Below are 21,630 nucleotides of genomic sequence, written 5' to 3' on the forward strand. Positions count from 1 at the left end.
ATATTTATGCTGTGTTTGCTTATTTTTTTAAGCTGAAACAGCGGGTAGGTCAACCTGTAAATTATCAATGAGCCGAGTTTGACCTAACCATGCCGCCATTAAAATCACCGCTTTTTTGCTTCTCGTATTGAGTGCGGCGAGTGTCTCTGCATCACGGATAAACAGTTCATCAGGCGTGAAACCTGCTTGCCGTAGTAAATCTTCAGTCTCTTGAAGCAATGTATCAACGGTTTCTGGAGCTGCACTGAGCTTATCTGCCGTTTGTCTCATGATATTGTACAATTGAGGGGCTATTTTTAGCTCTTCAGCGGAAAGGTTATTATTGCGCGAACTGAGTGCCAGGCCATTTTTGGCCCTAACGGTAGGGACAGAGACAATTTGTATATCAAATGAAAGGTCATGTACCATTTTGCGAATCAGTTGTAGTTGTTGATAATCTTTTTCGCCAAAAAACGCTAAATCAGGTTGGACTAAGTTGAAGAGCTTGGTCACGACGGTGGAAACACCACGGAAATGCCCCGGACGGCTAGCACCTTCCAATATTGATGATAATTCAGGTACTTCAACAAAGGTCTGTTGATCCATTCCTTCTGGGTAAAAATCTTTCACTGACGGTGCAAAAACAAGATTGATGTCACGACGTTTCAGTTTCTCACAATCCTCTTGCAGAGTGCGAGGATAGTTGGCTAAATCAGACTGACGATCAAACTGCATGGGATTAACAAAAATACTAACAATAACAATATCGGCTTGTTGTTTTGCCTCATCAATTAAAGTCAGATGCCCATCATGCAGGTTTCCCATGGTTGGTACAAGAGCAATACGTTTACCATCTAGCTTCCAGCGGCGGATTTCACGGCGGAGGATTGGCGACGTTTCGACGATCAGCATGTGTGCATTCCTTATTATTGAGCCATAATGACATTATTCAAACGAGTGAGCTTCACTTGGGTAGATCCCCGCTTCAACTTCTTGAATATATAACCTGATAGCATCTTGCATATTGCCTGCTTGGGCAAGAAAGTTTTTGGCAAATTTAGGTGGGCGAGCTGTGATGCCTAATGCATCATGCATGACGAGAATTTGCCCATCAGTACCACTTCCTGCACCAATGCCAATCACGGGAAGCAGAAGCTCTTCAGTGATGCTGCTCGCAAGTGATGTAGGAACACATTCAAGGACCAAAAGCTGAATGCCTGCATTTTCTAAGGCGATGGCATCTTTCATTAATTGGTTAGCGGTGACCTCATCTCTCCCTTGGACTTTATAACCACCAAGTACATTAACGGCTTGTGGTGTGAGTCCTAAGTGTCCACAAACAGGTACAGAACGTTCACATAGCATCTTGACGGTATCACAAAGCCAACTGCCACCTTCAATTTTTACCATGTTAGCCCCTGCTTGCATTAAAACAGCCGCATTTGCACAGGCTTGCTCTGGTGTTGCATAGCTCATGAATGGCATATCTGCGATGATAAATGCGTCAGGAGCACCTTTGCGTACACAGCGAGTATGGTAAGCAATTTGTTCAACAGTAACGGGAAGCGTGCTTGTTTCGCCTTGAACGGTCATGCCCAGAGAGTCACCGACAAGCATGACTTGGATCCCTTGCTCTGCAAATAACTGCGCAAAGCTGGCATCATAGGCCGTGATGGTTGCGAATTTGTGTTTGTCTTTTTTGAACTGACCCAGAGTAGCCAGAGAAATGGGTTTCATTATAATAACCTCCGGAAAAGATCCCACGAATGACCCCTTCTATTAGGAAGGTCACTGTTTAGACGGTGATATCCCAATAAGTGAGGCCGTTACGTGGAACATGTGTGAGCCTTTCTGATAGTTGTTCACCATCAGGAAAAATAAGGTTAGGGGCGATCTCATAGAGCGGATATAACATGAATTCACGCTCTTTTAACCCATAATGAGGTACGGTTAGTCTTGGTGTATTAATAACTTGATGACCGAAAAGCATAATATCGAGATCAAGTGTTCTCGGACCCCAGCGTTCAGCTTTGCGTACTCGACCAAGCTCAAGTTCGATACGTTGTGTATGGTCAAGCAACGTCTCAGGCTCAAGCTCAGTTTCAAGTAGCACCGCTATGTTGAGAAAATCATTTTGATCTTGTGGCCCGAGTGGTTTGGTGCGATAGATAGACGATGTTTTGGCTACACGGCTCTTTGGAATAGCATTTAAAGCTTCAATAGCCTGTTGAGCTTGCTTTAACGGCTCACCAAGGTTACTGCCAATTGCAATATAGACCAATTCCATTCTATGACTCCTGAGTTTTATTAGGCTTACGAGCGCCAGATGAGGATTTACGTGGGCGATGGCGCTTACGCACTGGCGCACTACCTAATTCTGCAATCATTTCACGTTGTTTGGTGTTGTTTGAACGCTGATAATCATCCCACCATATAGCAAGCTCTTGTAGCTCATTTCGACGCTCAACGTTAGCTCTTAATTCTAATAAATCAAATGCAGCACGGAATTTAGGGTGCTCCATTAATTTATTGGCGCGACGCCCTTGACGACGAGGTAGACGTAATTGTAGTTGCCAAATATCACGCATGGTTGTGGTGATCCGTTTTGGTATGGCAATCGAACGGCATTGATCGTCAAGAATATCATTCATCGCGAGTGCAAAGGCATCGTAGTAAGCTAGGCCACCTTCTTGAGATAACTTTTCAGCATGTTCAGTAACCGGATACCATAACATGGCTGAAAATAAAAATGCAGGGTTAACGCGCTTATCATTTTTTAGTCTAAAATCAGTATTTTTGAGCACTTGCTCAATGATTTTTTCCATTGGAGAATCATTGTTGCTACTAAAGCGGCTACTAATAACCGGAAAGAGTTGCTCAAATAGATGATACTCTTTTAGCATCTGGTAGGTTGCGTAGCCTTGTCCGGCTTGTAATAGCTTTAATGATTCTTCAAAAAGCCTTGCGGAAGGGATATCGCGTAATAGCGGAGCAAGACGTTCGATAGGTTGAGCCGTTTTTGGCTCAATTCGCATATTGAGTTTACAGGCAAAGCGTACCGCACGTAACATCCTAACAGGATCTTCACGATAGCGCGTTTCAGGATCACCAATTAGGCGGATAATACCCGCTTTAAGATCGTTTAATCCCCCGACATAATCACGAACAGAAAAATCATCGATATTGTAGTAGAGGCTGTTAACAGTAAAATCTCGACGGATAGCATCTTCTTCGATTGAACCGAAAATATTATCGCGTAGCAACATGCCATTTTTGGCTTGCTGAGAGAGATTTTTGTCTTCGGATTCATTTTGGTCATGATGGCCACGGAAAGTCGCCACTTCAATCACTTCAGGCCCAAACATAATATGAGCGAGGCGGAATCGACGACCCACCAACCGACAATTACGGAATAATTTACGAATCTGTTCTGGGGTTGCGTTAGTGGTAATATCGAAATCTTTGGGTTTTTTACCAAGGAGTAAGTCACGCACGCCGCCGCCAACAAGATAGGCTTCAAAACCACTTTTATTTAGGCGATAAAGTACCTTCAAAGCATTATCACTAATATCACTGCGTGAAATAGTATGCTCTGAACGCGGAATTATGGTGATGTTTTCATCCGTATCAGTCGTCATTGTCTCTGGTTTCTCTGCCTGAATGCCGGCACGCTTGGAATGACGAACCGTGGTTTTTGTTTGTTTAGTGTTCTGCTCTACGGACTTTGCTATCGCAGTATCAGAATAAGTGACTGGCCTTTCACCGGCTGCCTGTGCGTCACGCGTGTCCTTGTCATTTCGCGATAAAATATTGCGGCAGAAATTTGCTACTCGGTTAAAAATAGTACACCTCGATATCGTTACTAATATTCATTAAACAAAATAAGCGGCTAATCATAGCCTACTGGCCTTTCTTTGAGAATGCTTAAACGCATAAAAGTCATTTTCAGTTATAAGCATCATCAATAATATCATGAGATGGGATCGCTTTGAGTTGCCATTTATCGGTTGCGATTTTTAAAATCTCACTCGTGCTTAAGTCCCGCCAATGCTCGATTGAAGGCTGATTTAACAACTTTAACGCATGGCATATTACTGGGCGAGGATCTGTCATAGGTAGTGCTGTAGCATGATTTTGCTTTGAGAGCTTATTATTATCATGATTTAGGATTAATGGTAAATGGGCATAATCAGGAATGGGTAATGAAAGATGGTGATATAACGAAATTTGCTGTGAGGTGGCGGGGATGAGATCGGCTCCTCTGATCACTTCCGTGACATTTTGATAGTGGTCATCAACAACCACGACTAAATGATAAGCAAACAAGCCATCTTTTCGATGAATAATAATATCTTCCTCAGCAATATTGGCTTCAGTGTAAATTTCTCCTCTCAATCGATCCGTAAACTGGTAAACAGGGTGGGTTTGTTTTAAGCGAATGGCAGCGTCGTGATTAGGCAGGTACAAATTACGGCAGTGCCCATCATAATGCCCTTGCAGCTCTTTTATGCGTTGACGTGAACAGGTGCAGTAATAACTTTTTCCTTGCTGACGCAGGCTATCTAATGCGGCTCGATAAGCATCATGACGTTTTGATTGATACAGTACAGGCTCATCCCAATACAGTTGGTAATGTTCCAATGTTTTTAAAATGTTTGCAGCAGCTCCAGGCACCTCTCTGGGCGGGTCAATATCGTCAATACGCACTAGCCATTTACCTTGCTGGGCACGAGCTTGCAAATAGCTACCTAAGGCAGTAACAAGAGAGCCAAAGTGAAGATTACCAGAGGGAGAGGGTGCAAAGCGACCAACATAGGATGACGAGGGGATCTTCATTATTAGACTTCCTTATAACGGCGCAATGTGAGGTGCGCCGTTAAGGACTCCATAATTAGCGATTAGCCAGCCATTTGCTTTTCGCGAATTTCTGCTAATGTTTTACAGTCGATACACAAATCTGCGGTAGGGCGGGCTTCCAAACGACGGATACCGATTTCCACTCCACAAGATTCGCAGAAGCCAAAATCATCTTCTTCGACTTTCTTCAACGTTTTCTCGATTTTCTTAATCAACTTACGTTCACGGTCCCGGTTGCGTAATTCAAGGCTGAATTCCTCTTCCTGGGCTGCCCGATCAACAGGATCTGGAAAGTTAGCCGCCTCATCTTGCATATGAGTAACTGTCCGGTCTACTTCATCCCTGAGTTGATTGCGCCATGCTTCGAGAATGAGCTTAAAATGCGCCAACTGGGCTTCGTTCATGTACTCTTCGCCAGCCTTTTCATGATAGGGCTCAACCCCGGCAATGGCGAGAATGCTTAAGGACGATGTCTTACGTTTTTGCCCTTCTTGCATAATGCTTCTCCTACACACGCAAATTTCACAAAACCCCAAAGGGGGAAAAATTAAGGTCGCTATAAATAGCAGAAGAGTGCCCTCTTGGCAATCGTTCATGCAATGAGTTTTGTAATGCTGTGAAGGCGCGCGTGTTTATTCCTTTTTAAGCCCCCAGAACCCATTCGTCCTCGCTTTGTTAAGCGATATAACGACCATTATTTAACAGCTATAAACTTAATGTTTTTACCCAATAGCATTTTTTGTGTATTGATATCTACGTGATAACAAAGAACTTCGACACCATTTTCGATAGCTTCACCCAAAAGTTTTGCGTATTGCTTATCAATATGAGCCGCAGCCGAAACTTCGTAGATTCCCGTATGCAAAACTGCAAACAACAGTATGGCTCTTTTTTTTTCTTTAGCAATTACTGTTAATTCACGTAAATGTTTTTGTCCTCGCTCAGTGACGGTATCAGGGAAAAAACCGCAATTATTTTCCAGTAAAGTAACAGATTTAACCTCTATAAAACAATCAGGTAACCCATCACCAGATAAAAAGAAATCAATACGACTATTTTCAGAGCCATATTTCATCTCAGGCTTTATTACACTATATTCGGATAATTCTGGAATGTTATTTTGTGACAACGCTTCCGCGACTACCTGATTTGCGCGTAACGTGTTAATACAGATGAGATGATCTTGCGAGGTTTGTGTGAGTTCCCAGCTATGGGGATACTTTCGTTTTGTATTATTTGATGTTGAATACCAAATAGTATCCCCAGGTGTCGCGCAACCCGTCATCGCACCCGTATTTGCACAGTGAATGGTCATCACACGACCTTCAGGCGTGATGACGTCTGCTAAAAACCGCTTGTAGCGTTTAATCAGTGTGGCTGGCTGTAACGGGGGAATAAACTCCATATCGTCTCCGCAATAAGTCTTCAGAAAATAATCGGCAATGCTACAATCTTTATCAGCAAATGTTAAACCTCATTGGAGCTATCATCCGCGTGTTACCTATTCATGACGTTAGTACTTCCTTACTCACTGCTTTAGAAAAGTCACCCCAAGTTCTACTGCATGCCCCAACTGGCGCGGGTAAATCCACTGTTTTACCACTAATTATATTGAACAGTGGTGTGATTGAGGGGCGTATTATCATGCTAGAACCACGCCGTATTGCCGCACGTAGTGTTGCTATGCGTTTAGCTGAGCAATTAGGTGAAGAAATCGGTCACACAGTAGGGCTACGTATGCGCTCGGAAAGCCGAGTGAGCTCAAATACGCGTATTGAAGTCGTGACTGAAGGTGTTTTGACCAGAATGTTGCAAAGTGACCCAATGTTAGAAGGGATTGGTTTAGTCATTCTCGATGAATTTCATGAACGCAGTTTGCAGGCGGATCTAGGGCTAGCACTATTGTTGGATACACAACAGGCATTACGCGATGATTTAAAGATTTTATTAATGTCAGCCACTTTGGATGACCAAGGGTTGAACCGGTTGTTCCCAAATGCACCTATTGTGATATCCGAAGGACGTACTTACCCCGTTGAACGATATTTTTACCCTATAAATAGCAATAAACTATTTCATAAAGAGGTCGCTAATGCGGTCTGGCAACTGTGTCAAAGAGAGAAAGGGTCGTTGTTACTGTTTTTACCTGGGGTAGGTGAAATTGAGCGAACACTGACAGAACTCTCCTCAATAGTGAGTGAGGACATACTTTTATGTCCGATGTATGGTGCACTGTCTATAAAAGAGCAGCAACTGGCTATTCAAGCCGCGCCAGCAGGGAAGCGTAAAATTGTTTTAGCAACGAATATTGCAGAAACCAGCCTTACCATTGAAGGCATTCGGTTGGTCGTTGATAGTGGTTTTGAACGAATAGGGGTTTTTAACCCTCGAACGGGGCTGACTAAACTGGTTAAACAAAGGATTAGCCAAGCTTCTATGGTGCAGCGAGCAGGGCGAGCAGGACGTTTAGAGGCGGGGGTTTGTTGGCACTTATTTAGCCAAGAACAGGCTGAACGCGCTGCGAAATACAGTGAGGCAGAGATATTACACAGTGATTTAAGCTCCCTATGGTTATCGCTGTTGCAATGGGGTTGCCAAGAGACGGAGCAGCTACAATGGCTGAATGCACCACCTCGCCCCGCGATTGCCGCCGCTAAAGATTTACTGTACCGATTAGAGGCTGTCGATATACATGGGCAATTAACGTCGGTAGGTCGTGGAATGGCCGAGTCAGGTAGCTCGGTGCGGACAGCGGCGATATTATATCAGGCTCAACAAAGTCAGAACGATGAGGTCGTTAAGCTAGCCGCTTTACTCGTGGCTATTTTAGAAGAGCCACCTCGTCAGGGAAGATGTGATATTCACGACTATTTAGAAAGACCAACTGAAAATTGGTGTCGACGTGCTTCCTTGTTGAGTGGCCATAAAGTGACGGCTGCTGTAGGAAAAGCACATGCTTTAATTAGTGAGTGGTTACCTACTTTGCTAGCCGTTGGTTTCCCTGATCGGATAGCCAAAAATAGAGATAATCAAGGTCGTTATCAATTAGCGAGTGGGTTAGGTGCATCGTTAGATGAGAAGGATACATTATCAGGTCGAGAATGGCTGATTGCACCTATGCTATGGCTGCCAGAAAGCTCAGCAGATGCAAAAATAGCCTTAGCGGTTGCGATTGAAATAGACAATTTGCGAGAGGCATGCCCCCATTTATTTTTTCAACAAGAAACGGTGGAGTGGGATGAACAAAAAGGCACATTGATAGCTTGGCGGCGGCTGCAATGTGGCCAATTAGTGGTACATTCAGAAAGATTGACTAATCCTGATAGTAAACAGATTGAACAGGCATTGTTGCATTGGTTACGCCAGAATGGTTTGAGTAGTTTGGATTGGCATTCTTCTGCTCACCAGCTACGTATTCGTTGCCAATTGGCGAAACAATGGTTTCCTGATGTCGTTTTGCCGGATGTTGATGATGCGACCTTGTTGGATTCGTTAGAGTCTTGGCTAGCACCTTATCTCAGAGGTATTACTCATCGTAAACAACTGCAAGCAATTGATGTCGGAGCACTCTTAGCGCATCGTTTAGATTGGCAGCAGAAAAAATGGTTAGATGATGCATTACCGACACATTATTTATCAGGCTCAGGGAGCTCTGTGAATATTCATTACTCTTTAGATAAAGCGCCGATGATGGAAATTCGTATGCAAGAAATGTATGGACAAGCCTCTAACCCAACCGTTGCTCATGGTAAGGTGATTGTGGCGGTGTCTTTATTGTCACCTGCAATGAGGTCATTACAAATTACCCAAGATTTGGGCGCATTCTGGCAAGGCAGTTATCGTGAGATACAAAAAGAGATGAAAGGTCGCTACCCAAAACATTTATGGCCAGATGACCCTGTTAATACGCGACCAACGAATAAAACTAAAAAAGCGCTAAATAATATTGAAAAGCATTAAATGAATGCGAATAGAAAAATACAGCGCTAAATATACTCGAAACGCGCTGTAAAAAAGCGTAACCGCTTGGGTTCATAGGTAAATCTAAGCTCTTTCATTTTTTCTTTTTGTTGGTATAAGTGAATAATACCGTTAGCAACCCAATCTAAATGTGCATAGGTATAGACTCTACGAGGGATGGCCAAACGAACGGTTTCCAATGCTGGTCGAAGGTTTTTCCCTGTTTTTTTATCTCGTCCGTCCGAGATAATACCGCGTTCCACGGTACGTACAGCGGTTTCAAGGTAGATACTTGCAGATAAGCTTTGTGCTGGAAATTGATCTTGTGTTAAGTGTGGACAAAAACGCCGAGTATCTAAAAAGACGCCATGTCCACCAATAGGTTCAATAATAGGAACATTCGCGGCTTGCTTTTCAGCTCTGCATCCTTGATGTGTCGGAATGACTATTTAAATCCAAAGAGCTGCTGTACGGCGTGTTCAAGTTGATAAAAGTTTTGACTGCCAGCATAGGACTCATCTCCAGTCATCAAACTTGCCCACGGTTTGTCAGACATTGTATTCGTCCCACTGTCAGTCAATAAGTCGATGTAAATATCTTACGAACGTAACAGAAAAGGATTATAGCCAGCTTCATGAATTTTTATTTTGCCTGCTTGTCGCGACAATATTGATAGTGTTTCAACACTCTTTATTCGGTAAGGTTCTACTGGATACAGCATAATAACACTCCACAGGTTAATAAATTATTTAAAAAACACTTCATTGGTTATTTTTGATTAGAAAATAATTTATGAAAGTTGAAAATATTCTTTTTTTATTAGTAATCTATAAGACATTTTGTTTTTTTGGCGTGTTGGTATGTCGCTGGCGATTTTTGGGATAAAATTCAGTGGAGCCTATGCAGCGAATGATAAAGATAAGTGCGAAATGAGGTTGTTTTGTGCTCTAATAGATATCTGCGACGGATGAATAATGTCTCGCAAGGTAACGTAATGAAATGTAATTAAGAGCTTTCTTCTGTGAACACTTGAGTATATTGAGTCAAAATCACGGGAAGTCAGTGCAGAATTTGGGTGATATGGAGCGACCATGTCCGGTAAAGATTTAGAACCAATCGGTAGACGTAAAAAACCGTCAACCAAAAAGAAACAGCTAAATTCACGTCGCCGCCGTGACGACTATGATTATGATGAAAAGTTATTTGATGACGATGATATTGATGAGCAAGACCTCGATGATGAAGAGGGCGAGCTAATGGCTAAGAAAAAAAATAACGGTAATAAAAACCGCCGACCAAAGAGTAAATGGCGTTGGTTTTGGTTGCTCGTTAAAATTTTTATTGTCCTTGCCGTGTTACTTGGCGCTTATGCATTTTACCTAAACCAGCAAATCAAGGAACGCCTTGATGGCAAAGTTTGGGATTTACCTGCTGCTGTATATGGCCGAATGGTTAACCTTGAACCAGGCATGGATTATAGCCAAGCTGAAATGGTGCGTTTACTTGAAGGTATGCAATACCGTAAGGTCACCAAAATCACCAATTCAGGTGAATTTTCAGTAAAAGGCAATACGATTGAAATTCTGCGTCGTCCATTTAATTTCCCAGATCAAAAAGAAGGTCAGATATTGGCACGTATGGTATTTGATCAAGGGATGCTGAAGAAGATCGAAAATATGGAAAATGGCCGTTCATTTGGTTTTTTCCGTTTAGATCCGAAGCTCATCACGATGATGCAATCGGCTAATAATGAGCAGCGCTTAGTTTTACCTTTGTCTGATTTTCCTGAGTCTTTGGTGAAAATTCTACTTGAGACTGAAGATCGTTACTTCTATGAACACGATGGGGTAAGCCTTTACTCAATCGGTCGAGCAGTAGTCGCGAACTTAGTGGCAGGTAAATCTGTGCAAGGGGGCAGTACTTTGACGCAACAGTTGGTAAAAAATCTATTTTTAACCAATGAGCGAACCTTTAAGCGCAAAGCTAACGAAGCCATTATGGCTGTGTTGTTGGATTACAACTATAGCAAAGACCGTATTCTCGAATTGTACCTGAATGAAGTTTTCTTAGGGCAAAACGGTAATGATGAAATTCGTGGTTTCCCATTAGCAAGTCTGTATTATTTTGGACGCCCAATTAATGAGTTAAGTTTAGACCAGCAAGCTCTACTTGTTGGCATGGTGCAGGGCGCGTCAACTTATAACCCTTGGACGAAACCGGAAAACGCGACAAAACGCCGTAACATTGTGTTGAAAATATTGGAAACTCGCCATGTTATCGACAATGAAATGTATCAAGTTCTTAGCGCACGTCCTTTAGGTGTGAAACCAAGGGAAGGTTTGGTCGCTTCTCAGCCTGCTTTTATGCAAATGGTTCGTCAGGAACTGAGTGAAAAATTAGGTGATAAAGTTAAAGAGCTGTCAGGCGCTAAAATCTTTACCACGCTAGATCCTGTCGCGCAAACAGCAGCAGAAAATGCAGTTGAAGCCGGGGTGGCTCAGTTACGTAAAGATCGTAAGCTAAATGATATTGAAGGTGCGATGGTTGTGGTTGACCGCATTAACGGTGAAGTCCGAGCGATGGTAGGCGGTTCACAGCCGCAATACTCTGGTTTTAACCGTGCACTGAATGCTCGCCGTAACATCGGGTCATTAGCGAAACCGCCCGTTTATTTAGCCGCATTGAATGAGCCTGACCGTTTTCGTTTAAATACTTGGCTGAAAGATGAACCTTTATCGGTGAAAGTCGGTAACCAGACGTGGAAACCGAGAAACTATAGCCGTAATTTCACTGGTGGAATGATGTTGGTTGATGCACTCGCAAAATCACAAAATATTCCAACCGTCAATTTAGGGTTAGAAGTCGGCCTTGATCAGATCGTGAATATTTTTGTTCGTTTAGGTGCTCCAGCCGCGGCGATAGAAAAAGTCCCAGCGATGCTACTTGGTGCTGTAAACCTAACGCCAGCTGAAGTGGCTCAAATATATCAAACGATCGGTGGTAATGGTAACCGCGCTAAATTGTCTGCGCTGCGCTCTGTTATTGATGGTGATGGAACTGAAATTTATCAAAGTTACCCATCTGCGGAACGTGCAATACCTTCACAAGCGGCTTATCTCACCCTATACGGTATGCAACAAGTGGTTCAACAAGGCACAGGGCGCGTCTTACTCTCCAAGTTTGGCAAATACAACCTAGCTGGGAAAACAGGTACCACAAACGATTTACGTGATAGCTGGTACGCTGGAATTGACGGTAAAGAAGTCGCGATAGTTTGGATTGGTCGAGATAACAATGAACCAACACAATTAACGGGTTCAACTGGTGCTTTGAGGGTCTATCAACGTTATTTAGATAACCAAGCCCCACTGGCTCTGTTTAATCGTCCTCCTGAAGGGATCGTTGATATGAAAGTCATGCCAGATGGCCAATTTAACTGTTCAGAGTTTGGTGGTGGCCGTGTTCTACCGATCTGGACAGATAATCCTGATGCTTTATGTCAGTCGTCTTCGCATCAAGAACCTGTGTGGGATTTGAATAATCATGCCGAGCCAGCACAAGATGATGCGCCTGACTGGGTAAAAGAGATGTTTGGAAATAATTGATTGAATCTCTTGCGCTATCAAGAATCAAAAATGCCCCTGTTAAGGGGCATTTGAGGTTGTTGACAAAGCGGGATAAAAGCGTGGTTTTTCCCGCTTTGTGTTATCAGCCGAAAATCAATAAATTGATTTTCCTCGTTTATTTTCAAAACCTATTCGACTTGCCGCCAAATATAATAGGTTTGTCCGCAGTCTGAAATGCCCCAGTTAAGGGGCATTTTTATTTGCTGCAAGAAAATTAAGCAGCAGCCATTTTAGCAAAGGCAGCTTCTGCGGCTTCGATTGTTTTTTCAATGTCTTCATCGCTATGCGCAATTGACATAAATCCGGCTTCGAATGCAGAAGGGGCTAAATAAATTCCCTGTTCTAACATGAGGTGGAAGAAGGTTTTAAAGCGTTCAACATCACACTTCATGACGTCTTGGTAGCAAGTGACGGTTTTAGCGTCAGTGAAGAAAATACCAAACATACCACCTACATGGTTGATGACCAGTGGGATACCTTGCTCTTTCGATACGCGCTCTAAACCACGAGCTAATTTTTCGGTAAGCTCGGTGAGTCGAGCGTGAACCCCAGGCTGAGAGACTTCATTGAGGCAAGCTAATCCTGCCGCCATCGCTACAGGGTTACCCGACAGTGTACCTGCTTGATATACAGGGCCAATAGGGGCTAGCTTCTCCATAACTTCATAGCGGCCACCAAATGCGCCTACAGGCATACCACCGCCAATAATTTTACCTAAGCACGTCAGGTCTGGCTGTACATTGTAGTAGTCTTGTGCGCCGCCCAAAGCAACACGGAAACCTGTCATCACTTCATCAATAATCAGTAATGCATTAAATTCATCGCACAATGCACGTAGACCAGGTAAAAACTCAGCCGTTGGCGGCACACAGTTCATGTTGCCAGCAACGGGTTCCACGATCACACAAGCAATTTCTTCTGGGTAATTTTCAAAAGCTTGGCGGACAGATGCAAGGTCATTATAGGTACATGTTAGTGTATGTTTAACGAAATCCTCGGGCACCCCCGGAGAATTGGGTTCACCCATGGTTAATGCACCTGATCCGGCTTTGACGAGCAGACAGTCAGCGTGACCATGATAACAGCCTTCAAATTTAATGATTTTATCTCGGCCGGTGTAGCCACGCGCAAGTCGAATAGCGCTCATTGTCGCTTCAGTTCCTGAGTTCACCATACGGATCATATCGATAGAAGGCACTAACTCACAAACTAATTTAGCCATTTCAACTTCAGCAGCCGTTGGGGCGCCAAAGCTTAAGCCTTTGTTGACCGCTTTGATTACGGCATCGCGGACAGAAGGATGATTATGGCCGAGCACCATTGGGCCCCATGAGCCGACATAGTCGACATAAGCTTTACCATCAACATCAAAAATATAAGCGCCGTCAGCACGTTCAATGAACAGAGGTGTACCGCCAACGCCGTTAAAAGCACGGACAGGTGAGTTGACGCCGCCAGGGATAAGCTGTTGCGCTTCATTATATAGGTTTAAAGATTGGCTCATGCAGGGCTCCTGAATAGGGACTGATAAATAAGCTGAATAAAATAGTGGCTCTATTCTAAAGCACTGAACCAATTAAACCAAATCCATTGATTGCTATGCACAATGTGTTGAATTATGTCACAGGGCTTGAATCAATGACTAAGCTGGCGGATAATTAGCTCATTGATCTGAGTAGGCTATCTGCTTACACTGAATTACCGCTTGATCGGTCTGGAGTACAAAATGAGTGATGATGCAGCTCTGCCATTGCAGTTTACTGATGCGGCAGCAATTAAAGTAAAAGACTTAGTTTCTGATGAAGACAACCCAAACCTGCGTCTACGTGTTTACATTACCGGTGGTGGTTGTAGTGGTTTCCAGTATGGCTTTACTTTTGACGACCAAATAAATGATGGCGATATGACGATCGAAAAACAAGGTGTTGCCTTAGTTGTTGATCCAATGAGCCTACAGTATTTAGTTGGTGGAAGCGTTGATTATACTGAAGGCCTAGAAGGTTCTCGTTTTATTGTCACCAACCCAAATGCCAAATCGACATGTGGTTGTGGTTCTTCATTCAGCGTTTAAAACCTACCTGTTGAGAGGGGAATCCCCCTCTCACTCATTTATTGTCTGGATAGAGTTGTTCACACAAAGATTGCGCCGCGAATAATGCACGTGGCCCAGCGCGATGAAACCAATCTTCATTTAAACGGATAATAGGGATAGGCAGTTGTGTCTGCCAAAATTGCTGTACTGCGTTTTCTTGTGTTGGATCCCCACTCATCACGATCACTTCAGGTTTTCTAGCAAGAACTTGCTCTCGACTCACTTGAGGCCATGGTACTGCACTATTTTTAAAGATATTGTCACCGCCACACAGGGAAACGATATCGTTTTGAATCGTGTTATTACCTGTGCTAAATAGAGGTTGGGTACCGAGTTGAATAAATACCGACTTTTTAGGCTGTGCTTGTTGTGCATAGCGTTGTTGTAATTGGTGGAGTTGTTCACGCATGCCAGCAACAGATTGTTCTGCAATCTGAGGTTTTGGACTGTAATTCGCTAGTTGTTCTACGGCAGAAATGACGGACTCAATATTATTTGGGTCAAAATAGATAATTGGAATCCCTAAAGCGGCGAGCTGGTCTAGAGGACGCTGGGGGTTACCTCCTCGCCACGCCAAGATCAAATCAGGTTTTAATGCAATGATTCGTTCGACATTGATGCCCTGCCAATCAGACACTTGTTCTAATTGTTTAGCCTCAGCCGGATAGTCAGAATAGGCACTGACAGCAATTAAACTTTCTCCTAAGCCAGCCGCATAAGCTAACTCAGTATTCGCCGGTGAAAGACTGATCACACGATGTTTTGTCTCTGCAATGACTGATGAGTTAAAAAATAAGAGTAGCAATAAGGCCAGTATCGCTCTGAATGCATTGAAGGGCCATTTCATGGGATGATTGCCTTTAAAAGTAAAAAAAGCATAAATATTAAGCATTTATGCTTTTTTATATTGAAAAAGATTAAGCTAATTCAGCTAAAATAGCCGCTATCATCAATGATGATTGACGTGCTGCAACAGGTAAAAACTCCTCAAAGCTGGTGTGCGATTCTTTATCTGCTACATCTGAAATGGCTCGTACAACGACAAACGGCACCCCAAATTGGTGGCAAACTTGGCCGATAGCGGTTGCTTCCATCTCAACTGCGGCAACATGTGGGAAATGCTGTTTAATGCGCGCTAAAGGCTCTGAGCCATTAATAAAGGCATCACCACTGCACACAAGGCCGCGTACCGCGTTCATATTTAGCTGCTGAATACATTTTTCGGCAAGGCTAATCAAGTTTGCATCTGCAATAAAGGCGGGTGGGCATTGTGCCATTTGACCATATTCATAGCCAAAAGCAGTGACATCTGCATCGTGATAGCGAACTTCGGTTGAAACCACGATATCACCGACATTAAGTTTGGCATCTAAACCGCCAGCAGACCCCGTGTTAATCACAATATCCGGTTGGCAATGTTCGAGGAGTAAAGTTGTACCGATTGCTGCTGCAACTTTACCTATACCTGATTTTAGTAGTGCAACATCAACGCCATTAATTTTTCCTGTATAAATTTCGCAGCTAGCGCGGCTAATTGTTTGGCAGTTTTCAATTTGTTCACGCAGGATGGCAACTTCCTGCTCCATTGCACCTATGATACCGACTTTCATTATGTCATACTCGCTGTTGATTAATTAGACACTTAAGGTTGAGATGGCTAAAGTGTAGCATTGAACGGCCTATTTTCTCTGCCTTTTATTTTAGTCTGTACAGAAAGGATGAGGAGTTGGCGTGAGCGCAATTAATTTTCTGACTAAACTGAATTATCAACGGAACTATAATAGTTCGAAAAGCCCTAAAATCTCAGCTCACAATGAAGATGCGGTCAATCGTCAATTTGAGAGCGATAGAGGGCGTATCATCAATTCAGCAGCAATTCGTCGTTTACAGCAAAAAACGCAAGTTTTTCCATTAGAACAAAATGCCGCTGTACGTAGCCGTTTGACTCATTCATTAGAAGTACAGCAAGTTGGGCGTTATATCAGCAAAACCGTTTTACATGAACTAAAAAAGAAAAATTTGTTAGAGAAATATGGTTTAGAGGAACGTTGTGATGCTTTTGAAAGCCTCGTGGAAATGTCATGTTTGATGCATGATATTGGTAATCCGCCTTTTGGGCACTTTGGTGAAGCGGCAATCCAAAGTTGGTTTAGCCAGCTTCTTGCTCCTCAATATCAATTCACTCCTGAATCTCCAGATCCTTGCAGGATTGCGGCAATGCGTTTGACAGGGGATGAGCGACTCGACCTATTCCGTCGGCAATTAAAACAGGATTTGTGCTCTTTCGAAGGGAATGCACAAGGAATACGCATGGTTCATCGCTTGCTGAAATTGAACCTGACTTATGCTCAGGTTGGGGCAATTCTGAAGTATACCCGTGGCGCTTATGATCTCGAGCCTATTCCTGAACAGTTTGATTATTTAATGAAAAAGCCCGGTTATTACTGGTCTGAGTTACATTTTATTAATGAACTAAGCCAAAAGCTTGATATGGAGAAATATTGCCGTTTTCCTCTTTCTTATATCATGGAAGCTGCTGATGATATCTCTTACTGTATTGCTGATTTAGATGATGCGGCGGAAAAAGGTATTTTTACCGTTGAGCAATTAATTGATTATTTACAAGCAGAGTGGGGAACGGTCAAAAAAGGTGACTTATTTGATGAAACAATCATGAGTGCTTTTAATAACATCAGTGATAATCATACGAGACGTATTCAGCAAGACCAATTCTTTATGTATTTACGCGTCAATATTACTAGCAAATTGGCTCGTTACAGTGCTCAGCGTTTTATTCAAAACCTCCCTGAAATCTATGCAGGACGTTTTAATAGTGCGTTACTCGAAGATAAAAGCCCAGAACATCGGCTACTAAAGGTTTTGAAAACGGTGGCATTCAAGCATGTTTTCAGCCATCACGAGGTGGAAGAGCTTGAGCTGCAAGGTTATCGTATTATCGGCGGGCTGCTAGATTTTTACCGTCCATTATTGATGCTAGATAGAAACGATTTCGCCTCATTAGTTGAAAATAACTACCATAAACAATTTTTTATCGAGACGCGTTTATTTCATAAGCTCTCTAATAAACATCGATTGTCATACAGTGAAGCGATTGAAGGCATCTGCGCAACCAATGAAGTAGAAAGATCGATCCTTGAATTTTACTACCGAGCGCGGTTAATTCAGGATTATATCAGTGGAATGACTGATCATTATGCCTATGAAGAGTACCGTAAAAGTACGGTGTCTAATTGAATGTTTATTTATGCGCCATAAGCGGATTTTCGGCGGAAAATGCAGCGATTTATTTAGAAATAAGTTGATAAAAAAGAACAAAATAATAAAAAAATATACGTTAAGTGAAAAAGTGATAACTCATCTTGGCAAAAAAACTGCTATTATAGGCGCGCTTTTTACTTCACATCTAACATGCGAGTAAATAGCGCTTTTTTTGAAACAGAGAAAGCAAACAAAATTATCTTCTAAAACTTAACGCCTCGTAGTGACGAATTATGGCCCAATTTTACTCGCCAAACCGCCGTACCACCCAACGCCGTCAAATAACGGTTACAATTGATAGTTTAGATGCTTCAGGCCAAGGCGTTGCGCGCTCTGATGGCAAAGCTATTTTTATTGCGGGGGTGCTACCTGGGGAACAGGCTCAGGTCGAACTGGTTGAGGAAAAAAGTCGCTTTGCAAAGGGCAAAGTCATTAAACGATTCAATACCAGTCCACAACGCGTTAAGCCGCAATGCCGTTATTTCAATCAATGTGGTGGCTGCCAGCAGCAACATGTTGATATTTCATTACAAAGAGAAAGCAAAGCACAAGCATTGCAACACTTGATCGCGCGTGAAACAGGCGTGATAAAAGAAGCGAAGCCGATTATTTTTGGTGAGCCTTATGGTTATCGTCGTCGGGCGCGTCTAGGGCTGCAATACCATAACAAAAGTCAGCATCTTTTGATGGGATTCCGTCAAACTCAATCGAATACACTGGTGGACATCAAACAGTGTCCAGTGTTACATCATGATCTTGATAAGCTGCTCCAACCGTTATCTGACTGTTTAAATCAGTTAAAAGTAGCTCCAAAACTTGGCCATGTTGAACTGATCCGTGCGGATAATAGCCTGATCGTGTTACTTCGCCATCTTGCCCCCTTAGCATCTTCAGATAAACAACAGCTTAAGCATTTTGAAAGCGTGTATGGGGTCTCTGTTTGGTTAGCAGGGGAGGATCATCACTTACAGCCACTGAGTGAAACCGCCGTTTTACCTGAATATCAAGTGGCTGGAGAAACCTTGCAGTTTAGTCCATTAAACTTTATACAAGTTAATGGTGAAATTAACCAAAAAATGGTTACCCAAGCTCTTGAATGGCTTGAGCTGAGCCCTCATGATCGTGTTTTAGACTTATTTTGCGGTATGGGAAATTTTACCTTACCAATAGCGAGGCAGGTAAAATCAGTCATTGGGGTTGAAGGTGTCGAAAATTTAGTCAAACAAGCTCAGAATAATGCTGAGCGCAATTTAATTGCTAATGCGACCTTCTATAATGAAAACTTAGAGGCGCAAATCCATACACAACCATGGGCAACTGAAGGGTTTAATAAAGTGCTTTTAGACCCTGCTCGAGCAGGGGCCGCTGGTGTAATGGAACATTTAGTTAAACTGATGCCCGAAAAAATTGTCTATGTTTCTTGTAACCCCACCACTTTGGCGCGGGATAGCAAAGTTTTGCTTGAGGCTGGATATCAGTTAATACAATTGCGGATGTTGGATATGTTTCCACATACCAGCCATCTGGAATCAATGGCGCTATTTATCAATAGCCCAGAGGGTTAACAGGTAGGGAGAATATATGGTTGCTGTAAGAAGTGCACATCTTACCCCAGCAGGTGAGTTTGCCCCTGAAAAATGGGTAAGCGGACTGGGGCTAAATAATCCACAATCAGAACAAAAGCTCATCCATACCTGGCAGTATTGTCATGATAAATTAGCAGGGCAAGAAATAGCCGCTTTATTGCTATGGCGTGGGATTGAAATGACGGAAATTCTGTCAACGCTGAGCATGGATATTGGCAGTCTACAAGCGGCATTACTATTCCCATTAGTTGAAGAGAATCAGCTAGATGAACAAGCTGTCATCGATGATTTCGGTAAATCGATTTATGAGCTTGTTAAAGGCGTCTTGGAAATGGATGCGATCCGTCAATTAAAAGCAACTCAATCAGCGGAAACGAGCTCTGTTCAAGTCGATAACGTTCGTCGTATGCTTTTATCGATGGTGGAAGATTTTCGCTGCGTTGTCATCAAACTTGCAGAAAGGATTGCACATTTACGAGAAGTTAAAGATGCAACCGAAGATGAGCGCGTACTGGCAGCAAAAGAGTGTTCAAATATTTATGCGCCATTAGCCAATCGCTTAGGAATTGGTCAGTTAAAATGGGAATTAGAAGACTTCTGTTTTCGTTATCTGCACCCAGAAGAATACAAAAAAATTGCGAATCTATTGCATGAACGCCGTATCGACCGCGAAGACTACATTGATAATTTTGTGAGTGTTTTGCGTAAAAAAATGCTGAAAGAAAATATTCAAGCAGAAATTTATGGGCGTCCTAAGCATATTTACAGCATTTGGCGCAAAATGAAGAAAAAATCGCTGGCATTTGATGAATTGTTCGATGTCAGAGCTGTACGTATTGTGGTGGAACGTCTTCAGGATTGCTATGCGGCATTAGGAATTGTTCATACCCATTTCCGTCATCTACCTGATGAATTTGATGATTATGTTGCCAACCCCAAACCAAATGGTTACCAATCCATTCATACAGTGGTGTTAGGGCCGAATGGAAAAACGCTGGAAATACAAATCCGGACTCGACAAATGCATGAAGATGCAGAGTTGGGGGTAGCCGCACACTGGAAATATAAAGAGGGTGCGACTGGTATAGGGAAAGGTAGCAGTTATGAAAACCGTATTGCGTGGTTACGTAAACTGATCGCATGGCAAGAAGAAATGGCTGATTCAGGTGAAATGCTTGATGAAGTGCGTAGCCAAGTCTTTGATGACCGTGTCTATGTGTTTACGCCTAAAGGTGATGTGGTTGATTTGCCTGCCGGCTCAACACCGCTTGATTTTGCCTACCATATTCATAGTGATGTTGGACACCGTTGTATTGGCGCTAAAATTGGTGGCCGTATTGTGCCGTTTAGCTATCAATTACAGATGGGCGATCAAATTGAAATTATTACCCAAAAACATCCAAACCCAAGTCGTGATTGGCTGAATCCTAACTTAGGTTATGTCACAACGAGTCGTGGTCGCGCCAAAATTCATAATTGGTTCCGTAAGCAAGATCGTGACAAAAATATCCTAGCGGGACGTCAAATTCTTGATAACGAATTGGCGCATCTTGATATCAGTATCAAAGAAGCCGAAAAATTACTGATTACGCGCTATAACGTTCATTCCCTTGATGAAGTCCTTGCCGGTATTGGTGGCGGTGATATTCGTATCAACCAGTTAGTCAACTTCTTACAAAGTAAATTTAAGAAGACCACAGCCGAAGAAGCTGATCGTGAAGCACTAAAAACACTGGAAAGTAAAACGGCAGCACCACGTCCAACATCTCAAACTAACAGTAGTGGACGAGTTGTGGTCGAAGGGGTTGGTAACCTTATGCACCATATTGCGCGTTGCTGCCAGCCAATTCCCGGTGATGATATTGTCGGCTTTATCACTAAGGGAAGAGGGATCTCAATCCATAGTGTTGATTGTGAACAGCTTGCTGAGTTACAGAGTCATGCACCAGAACGTTTAGTTGACGCGGTCTGGGGAGAAAACTACTCCAGTGGCTATTCGCTAGTCGTACGTGTTGTCGCTAACGATAGAAGTGGATTATTGCGTGATATCACTACCATTTTAGCGAATGAAAAAGTGAATGTACTCGGCGTGAGCAGCCGTAGTGATGTTAAGCAGCAGTTAGCCACGATTGATATGACGATTGAGATATACAATCTGCAAGTCTTAGCGAGAGTGTTAGCGAAACTCAATCAACTACCAGATGTGATTGAAGCCAAACGCCATTCACAATAATAGGTTTTAGTGAATAAC

The 21,630-nt window shown here is 42.9% G+C and carries 16 protein-coding genes and 1 pseudogene; 6 read left to right on the top strand and 11 right to left on the bottom strand.

The genetic code is table 11. The annotated features are described in order from the left end of the window. Window positions 1–27: 27 nt before the first annotated feature. The 7 genes from panC to sfsA form a co-directional block, all read right to left on the bottom strand. The gene (gene panC, locus ACWPW6_RS05380) at window positions 28–891 is read right to left on the bottom strand and encodes a pantoate--beta-alanine ligase (protein ID WP_250000155.1); all 864 of its coding nucleotides are present in this window, start codon (window positions 889–891) and stop codon (window positions 28–30) included. Between the two features lie 33 nt (window positions 892–924). Next, complete coding sequence (gene panB, locus ACWPW6_RS05385) at window positions 925–1,716, bottom strand: 3-methyl-2-oxobutanoate hydroxymethyltransferase (RefSeq protein WP_154622205.1); 792 nt, start codon at window positions 1,714–1,716, stop codon at window positions 925–927. A gap of 58 nt (window positions 1,717–1,774) precedes the next feature. Then, a complete protein-coding gene (gene folK, locus ACWPW6_RS05390) occupies window positions 1,775–2,266 on the bottom strand; it encodes a 2-amino-4-hydroxy-6-hydroxymethyldihydropteridine diphosphokinase (protein WP_154622204.1) in 492 nt (163 codons plus the stop codon). Window position 2,267: 1 nt separating this feature from the next. Continuing rightward, window positions 2,268–3,617 (bottom strand): polynucleotide adenylyltransferase PcnB, encoded by a 1,350-nt coding sequence (gene pcnB, locus ACWPW6_RS05395; RefSeq protein WP_208852759.1) that lies wholly within the window; start codon window positions 3,615–3,617, stop codon window positions 2,268–2,270. Window positions 3,618–3,924: 307 nt separating this feature from the next. Continuing rightward, a complete protein-coding gene (gluQRS, locus tag ACWPW6_RS05400; protein ID WP_154622203.1) occupies window positions 3,925–4,815 on the bottom strand; it encodes a tRNA glutamyl-Q(34) synthetase GluQRS in 891 nt (296 codons plus the stop codon). A gap of 62 nt (window positions 4,816–4,877) precedes the next feature. Then, window positions 4,878–5,333: an RNA polymerase-binding protein DksA gene (dksA, locus tag ACWPW6_RS05405; RefSeq protein ID WP_004922522.1), complete on the bottom strand. Its 456-nt coding sequence runs from the start codon at window positions 5,331–5,333 to the stop codon at window positions 4,878–4,880. A 197-nt stretch (window positions 5,334–5,530) separates the two neighbouring features. After that, on the bottom strand, window positions 5,531–6,241 hold the full coding sequence (sfsA, locus tag ACWPW6_RS05410; RefSeq protein WP_154622202.1) for a DNA/RNA nuclease SfsA: 711 nt from the start codon (window positions 6,239–6,241) through the stop codon (window positions 5,531–5,533). A gap of 59 nt (window positions 6,242–6,300) precedes the next feature. Between sfsA and hrpB the strand changes: the two genes are divergently transcribed. Next, a complete protein-coding gene (gene hrpB / locus ACWPW6_RS05415; RefSeq protein ID WP_250000157.1) occupies window positions 6,301–8,796 on the top strand; it encodes an ATP-dependent helicase HrpB in 2,496 nt (831 codons plus the stop codon). A 26-nt stretch (window positions 8,797–8,822) separates the two neighbouring features. Here the strand turns inward: hrpB and ACWPW6_RS05420 are convergent. After that, window positions 8,823–9,517: pseudogene (locus ACWPW6_RS05420) on the bottom strand (beta-eliminating lyase-related protein). 370 nt (window positions 9,518–9,887) lie between these two features. On the opposite strand from ACWPW6_RS05420, the gene mrcB reads away from it, so the two are divergent. After that, entirely contained in the window at window positions 9,888–12,401 is a 2,514-nt protein-coding gene (gene mrcB, locus ACWPW6_RS05425) for a bifunctional glycosyl transferase/transpeptidase (RefSeq protein ID WP_250000159.1), read from the top strand. A gap of 235 nt (window positions 12,402–12,636) precedes the next feature. On the opposite strand, the gene hemL is transcribed toward mrcB, so the two are convergent. Continuing rightward, the gene (hemL, locus tag ACWPW6_RS05430; RefSeq protein WP_154623409.1) at window positions 12,637–13,926 is read right to left on the bottom strand and encodes a glutamate-1-semialdehyde 2,1-aminomutase; all 1,290 of its coding nucleotides are present in this window, start codon (window positions 13,924–13,926) and stop codon (window positions 12,637–12,639) included. 222 nt (window positions 13,927–14,148) lie between these two features. Between hemL and erpA the strand changes: the two genes are divergently transcribed. Further along, a complete protein-coding gene (gene erpA / locus ACWPW6_RS05435) occupies window positions 14,149–14,493 on the top strand; it encodes an iron-sulfur cluster insertion protein ErpA (RefSeq protein WP_154623408.1) in 345 nt (114 codons plus the stop codon). 34 nt (window positions 14,494–14,527) lie between these two features. On the opposite strand, the gene btuF is transcribed toward erpA, so the two are convergent. Then, window positions 14,528–15,361 carry a vitamin B12 ABC transporter substrate-binding protein BtuF gene (gene btuF / locus ACWPW6_RS05440; RefSeq protein ID WP_154623407.1) on the bottom strand — a complete coding sequence of 278 codons (834 nt, stop codon included), beginning with the start codon at window positions 15,359–15,361 and terminating at the stop codon, window positions 14,528–14,530. Between the two features lie 70 nt (window positions 15,362–15,431). Next, window positions 15,432–16,124, bottom strand: coding sequence for a 5'-methylthioadenosine/S-adenosylhomocysteine nucleosidase (mtnN, locus tag ACWPW6_RS05445; protein ID WP_154623406.1), 693 nt, complete (start codon window positions 16,122–16,124; stop codon window positions 15,432–15,434). 121 nt (window positions 16,125–16,245) lie between these two features. Between mtnN and dgt the strand changes: the two genes are divergently transcribed. The 3 genes from dgt (at window position 16,246) to relA (ending at window position 21,612) form a co-directional block, all read left to right on the top strand. After that, on the top strand, window positions 16,246–17,769 hold the full coding sequence (gene dgt / locus ACWPW6_RS05450) for a dGTPase (RefSeq protein WP_163860832.1): 1,524 nt from the start codon (window positions 16,246–16,248) through the stop codon (window positions 17,767–17,769). A 257-nt stretch (window positions 17,770–18,026) separates the two neighbouring features. Further along, window positions 18,027–19,358, top strand: coding sequence for a 23S rRNA (uracil(1939)-C(5))-methyltransferase RlmD (gene rlmD / locus ACWPW6_RS05455; protein WP_250000161.1), 1,332 nt, complete (start codon window positions 18,027–18,029; stop codon window positions 19,356–19,358). 16 nt (window positions 19,359–19,374) lie between these two features. Further along, window positions 19,375–21,612 (top strand): GTP diphosphokinase, encoded by a 2,238-nt coding sequence (gene relA, locus ACWPW6_RS05460; RefSeq protein WP_154623404.1) that lies wholly within the window; start codon window positions 19,375–19,377, stop codon window positions 21,610–21,612. Window positions 21,613–21,630 lie beyond the last annotated feature (18 nt).

The organism is Providencia sp. Marseille-Q8014 (genome assembly GCF_965112055.1).